The sequence below is a fragment of the Pseudoduganella sp. RAF53_2 genome (assembly GCF_052113985.1).
In the GTDB taxonomy this organism is placed as follows: domain Bacteria; phylum Pseudomonadota; class Gammaproteobacteria; order Burkholderiales; family Burkholderiaceae_D; genus Rugamonas.
In genome coordinates, this window is sequence record NZ_JBFRDW010000364.1 from 1 (window position 1) to 5986 (window position 5986).

Annotated in this window: 3 protein-coding genes; 2 read left to right on the forward strand and 1 reads right to left on the reverse strand. The window is 62.2% G+C overall.

What is annotated here, in order from left to right; translation table 11 throughout:
* Both AB4Z11_RS20080 and AB4Z11_RS20085 read left to right on the forward strand, forming a co-directional pair.
* The coding region (locus AB4Z11_RS20080; RefSeq protein WP_442027176.1) for a DUF4982 domain-containing protein at positions 1–2485 on the forward strand (2485 nt) is incomplete at its 5' end.
* Positions 2486–2487: 2 nt separating this feature from the next.
* Positions 2488–4767 (forward strand): TonB-dependent receptor domain-containing protein, encoded by a 2280-nt coding sequence (locus tag AB4Z11_RS20085; protein ID WP_442027178.1) that lies wholly within the window; start codon positions 2488–2490, stop codon positions 4765–4767.
* Positions 4768–4836: 69 nt separating this feature from the next.
* On the opposite strand, the gene AB4Z11_RS20090 is transcribed toward AB4Z11_RS20085, so the two are convergent.
* A partial coding sequence (locus tag AB4Z11_RS20090) for a glycosyl hydrolase 115 family protein (RefSeq protein WP_442027179.1) occupies positions 4837–5986 on the reverse strand: 1150 nt, incomplete at its 5' end.

Genomic DNA, 5986 nt, shown 5'->3' on the forward strand with positions numbered 1-5986 from the left:
CACCGGCCAGCGTTTCCAGTGGTCGGACAAAAACTTCAACGCCAACTACGGCGGCATCCCGAAAAACGTGCGCCTGCACCTCACCGGCAAGCTGTATCAGACCCTGCCCCTGTATTCCTCGCTCGGTACAACCGGCATCTACGTCTACGCCAAAGGCATCGACATCGCATCGCGCACTGCCACCATCCACGCCGAATCGCAAGTCAGGAACGAATACGCCCAGCCGCGCACTTTCAGTTACGAGGTGCAGATCCGCGACCGCGAAGGCAAGAACGTGGCCACATTCACGGGGCCCAAACAGACCCTGGCCGCAGGCGCTACCGGCACAATCGCAGCCAGCAGCCATGTCGACAAGCTGAATTTCTGGAGCTGGGGCTACGGCTATCTCTATGACGTCGACACCACGCTGAAAATCGACGGCAAAGCGGTGGACACCGTCCGCACCCGCACCGGCTTCCGCAAAACGGAATTCGACAACGGCATGGTCAAGCTGAACGACCGCGTGATCCAGGTGCACGGCTATGCGCAGCGCACGTCCAACGAATGGCCCGCTATCGGCATGTCCGTACCACCATGGCTCAGCGACTACAGCAACCGGCTGATTGTGGAAGGCAACGGCAATCTGGTGCGCTGGATGCACATCACGCCATGGAAGCAGGACGTCGAGTCTTTCGACCGCCTCGGCATCATGGAAGCCATGCCGGCCGGAGACTCCGAAGCTGACGTAACGGGCCGCCGCTGGGAGCAGCGCATTGCCGTCATGCGCGACGCCATCATCTACAACCGCAATAGCCCCAGCATCCTGTTCTACGAATCCGGCAATCGCGGCATCTCGGATGAACACATGCAGGAGATGAAAGCACTGCGCGACCAGTTCGATCCGCATGGCGGGCGCGCGTCCGGCAGCCGCGACATGCTGAGCAGCCGTTTCAACGAATACGGCGGCGAAATGCTGTACGTGAACAAGAGCGCGCGCCAGCCTTTCTGGGCCATGGAATATTCGCGCGACGAAGCACTGCGCAAAAACTGGGACGAATTCTCCCCTCCTTTCCACAAGAATGGCGACGGCCCTCAGCACAAGGGGCAGGATGCGAGCGCGTACAACCGCAACCAGGATACGCAGGCCATCGAAGACGTGCTGCGCTGGTACGACTACTACGCCGAACGTCCCGGCACCGGGCRCCGTGTCAGCAGCGGCGGCGTCAACATCATCTTCTCCGACTCGAACACCCACCATCGCGGCGCTGAAAACTACCGCCGCAGCGGCGAAGTGGACGCCATGCGCATTCCGAAGGACGGCTACTTTGCCCATCAGGTGATGTGGGACGGCTGGGTGGATGTGGACCAGCCCCGCATCCACATTATCGGCCACTGGAATTACGCTGCTGGTACACACAAGCCGATCAACGTCGTCTCCAGCGCCAGCTCGGTGGAACTGCGCATCAATGGCCGCTCGCTGGGCCGGGGTACACAGAGCGCTGGCTTCCTGTATACCTTCGCCGACGTGGCATACGAGCCCGGCGAGCTGAAGGCCATCGGCTACGATGCGAGCGGCAAAGCAGTCACCGAAACCTCGCTGCGCACTGCCGGAGAGCCCGTTGCACTGCGCCTGAAGGCCATTACCGCCTCCTCCGGCTTGCGCGCCGACGGCGCCGATCTGGCGCTGTTCGAAGTCGAAGCAGTCGATGCCAAAGGCCAGCGCAATCCGATCGCGCTCAATATGGTCAACTTCAAGCTGGAAGGTCCGGCGGAATGGCGTGGCGGCATCGCACAAGGTCCCGATAATTACATCCTCGCCACCACCCTGCCAGTCGAAGGCGGCGTGAATCGCGTTCTTGTTCGCAGCACCGCGCAGGCAGGGGAAATCACGCTGCGCGCTACCGCCGAGGGCCTGCAGCCTGCGACCGTCACGCTGCGTTCGCACGCTGTGTCGCAGAACGGCGGGCTAGCACCGACATCGGCGGCGGATGGCCTGCCGGCATACCTGAAACGCGGGCCGACACCAGCCGGATCGTCCTACCGTGTTTCGCGCGTATCCGTCGGCATCGCGAGCACGTCCGCAGGCAGCAACGACAATGCGGCGGTGAAGACCATAGACGACGACGAAACAACCGCCTGGACCAGCAGCGCCGAAGCAGGCAAGCGCTGGATTTCCTATGAACTGGAGCACCCGGCCACGCTGACTGCGGCCAGTTTCAAGCTGTCCGGCTGGCGTGAACGCAGCTACCCGATCCGCATCACGGTGGACGGTCAGGAAGTATKGACTGGTGACACACCAAAAAGCCTGGGTTACGTTACACTGCCGCTCAAACCCGTCCAGGGCAGCAGCGTCAAGGTCGAACTGACTGGCGCCACGGTGGACAGCGACGCGCTGAAACTCACCGAGGTGAAACCGAACGCCGTGCCGGATACGGGGGCCAATCGCGCGCCGCGCGGCGTACTGTCGATCGTTGAAGCAGAGTTTTACGAAGCGCCCGGAAAATAATCATGAAGAAGGAAATCGGTCTTGGCCTGCTGATGCTGGCCAGCGCAGCATCAGCCCAGACCAACAGCGGTCCCGTTGTGCCGGTTCCAGCAACGGTAAAGAAGGAAGAGCCCAAGCCCGCGCCGCCACCGGCGCCCTCCTCCTCTGCGGCCGATAACGATATGGCCAGCGTGACCGTATCGGCGGAACGCCCCACCAATCGCATCGACCGCCAGGTCTACGATGTGAAGTCGGACGTTTCGAGCACCAATGGTTCGGCCGCCGATGCGCTGAACAACGTGCCATCGGTAGCCGTCGATCCCGACGGCACGGTTTCCCTGCGCGGAAGCACCCATGTGCAGATTCTCATCGACGGCAAGCCCTCGGCCATGCTGCAGGGCGATAACCGCGGCGCCGCGCTGAATGCTATTCCGGCCGAAGATATCGACTCGGTGGAGGTGATCAACAACCCCGGCGCCCAGTTCGGCAACGAGGCGGGCGGTGGTCCAATCATCAATCTCGTCATGCGCCGCAATCGCCGTCCGGGCGGCTATGGCGTGGTCAACGCAAACACGGGCATCGCCGGCCGCAAGAATGCCGCGGTCAACGGCAGCTATAACGAAGGGCTTTGGGGCTTTCAGGGCGGCGTGAACTTCCGCCGTGATGGACGAAACTCGGTTGGCGAAGCGGTCCGCGATCGCATCGATCCAGCAGACGGCAGCACCAGCCACAGTACCCAGGATTCGATTGCCAAAGGGCTGAACGATTCGAAGGGCGTGAATGGTAGCGTCAACTACAACATCGGGCAGAACGACACGCTGGGCGCCAGTGCCTCTTACCAGCACCGCAGCAACGACCAGCACTCGCAGGACCGCTACCGCACTTTCGACGAAGCGGAAGCACTCGTTGGCGACTACGTGCGCAATACTCAGCGCGATGGCAACAGCCGCAATTACGGCTGGGGAGCGCGCTGGGACCACAAGGGCAAGATCCCCGGCGAGAGTCTGAAACTGGACTTGCGCGTGACCGGTTCCGACAACGACAGCAATAGCGACTACACCAACGTCTACGCCGTGATGAATCCGGGCGTGGTGAACACGCACAGCATGCAGGCGTATGACGCCAGTACGCGCATCTCCGATTTCACGGGCGATTACGAACGTCCCGATGATGAGGGTTTGCTGAAACTGGGTTACAAAATTTCCGGGAATCGTAACAGCTTCAATACGCAGTACACCAATATTGATCCATACACCTTATACGAATCGCTCAACACTCAGCGCAGCAACCGCTTTGTGCTGAATGAGAAGGTGTATGCGCTGTATGCATCCTACCAGCTGAGGCTGGGCGAACGCTGGGGCGTGCTGGGCGGCCTGCGCACCGAATACACGGATATGGACATCAATCAGCTGACGACCAATGTCCTGGCCACCAATCGCTATATCAACTATATTCCGAGCTTCTTCGCCAGCTACAAGGCAGGAGAAGAAACCAATCTCCGCTTCGCTTATGCGCATCGTATCAAGCGCCCGGCGGCCAACGATCTGAATCCGTTTGTGGTGTACCGCGACGAATTCAACGTCTCGTCAGGCAACCCACGCCTGAAGCCGACCCAGACCGATTCCGTGGAACTGGGCTACGAGACCAAGCTCGCCGGGCTGGAAACCAATCTGCGCGCCTACTTCAGCCGCGATACGGATTCCATCCTGGACCGCAAATACTTCATTAGCGATACAGTGCTGCTGACCACGCGCGAGAACGTCGGCAATAGCCATGCGGGCGGACTGGAATTCACCATGAGCGGCAAGGTCATGCCGGGGCTTTCGCTAAACTTCAGCAGCAACCTGTCGCAGCGCGAAAACCGCTTCCTCGATCAGGATGGCTCGCTGGTGCAGCGCACTGCTTCTTCGCTGAGCGGCAAATTGCGCGTCAATTATCAGGTAGCCGATGCAGACCTGATGCAGGTCACGCTGCAGGCACAGGGACGCACACTGTCCGGCCAGGGCTACCGCAAGCCCAATTCGACGGTGAACTTCACTCTGCGCCATACGCTGACGCCAGCCCTGAACATGGTGCTGAACGTGACCGATCTGTTCGACCAGAACCGCATTGAAACCGTCACGCAAACCAGCATCCTCGACGAAACCATCTCCCGCCGCTCCGACGGCCGCCTGATCTACTTCGGCCTCTCCTACCGCTTCGGCAGCAACGCCGCCGGCAGCGGACGCGCGCCCCGCGCCGGCCGTGGTCCCGGTGGTCCCGTTGGCGGTCCCGGAAGCGGCCCGCCGGGCGGCGCCGCCTGACCGCCGCCTGACCGCCGCTCCGCAGCCAATCACTTACCGCGTCAACGCTGGCGACAGCGCCTTCCGCGCTCACCTTTCTGGCCCATGCGCGTCATTACGCGCCGGGACAAATTCCAGGCTATCGATCACCAGCCCCACATCGGCACCACATACGCTGATGGTATGCCGCCCCGCCGCGGCGATGTGCAGCTTCACGCTGGCGACACGGTCATTATTGAGCACCCCCTGCGTCCACGCCGCGCCGCCATCGGGCGCCTCGACGCCAACAAATTGCGGCTGCTGCCCATCCATCGCCACGCCAACACGCATCTGTCCAGCAGCTGGAAACGTCGGCAACATGTGAATGCGCACCTCGACTTCGCCCGCAGGCAAATCGGCCTCATATTCCAGCCGCGCATTTGCCTCGGCAGCGTGCGCCGCGTCGGACCGAAGTATGGCGACCGCCGCCCCGCCCGTCTTTCCAAGCCCCTGCACACGCCCCCACGCCACACCTTCGCCGTCAGCCCGCCGCAGGAACGCATCCGCAGCGAACCGCATGCTGGCGCCCGATACGCCTGCAGCCGGCACACGGCCCGCATCGGACGCCGGCAACGTCCACTTCGCAATGCGCATGGACTGCCATTGCGCATCTGCCGGCTCGGCAGACATCATTCCGCGCCATTTCCCACCCGCGAGCCTGTTCCAGCGCACATTCAACCGTTCAAGCGCCGCATCGGCAGCAAGCGCCACGTCTGCCCTGCCGCGCTCTCCCTCAAAAAAGCGCTCATTGCTCAGCGCAGACACCAGCACCGGATACTCCACCAGTTCGAAGAACGCGTCCGCCGCGGCGGAGGGCAAGGCTGCACGTAAGCCCTCGACCCGCAGGCGCAGTGCCGCGAAATCAGCCAGCCGCACATCAACCTCGCCGGAAGGCAAATCATTAGGCTTGCGAGCCTCCTTCGGCAGCCACCACTGCAAGTGCTCCGGACGGCGTCTGAAATTGAGCCGGTAATATTCGCCCATGATGCCCGCAATCTCCGGCCCCAGCGCCGCCCCAAACTCCCGCTGCGCCCACTCCTGCAGGAAGACCGGCTGCGCGTCAGCGCCCCATGCGTCCACATTCCACGCCAGACGCAGGAAGAACTCCGTCCCGATCTCCGCAGGCTTCAAATCGCCCACATTAGCGATCCACATCCGGTCCGCCCCATGCGCGTACGCACGCGACATCTCCTCCCACACC

Excerpts from the sequence above, each read along its gene's own strand:
- AB4Z11_RS20085 (WP_442027178.1), top strand. The coding sequence starts at position 2,488 with ATGAAGAAGGAAATCGGTCTTGGCCTGCTGATGCTGGCCAGCGCAGCA.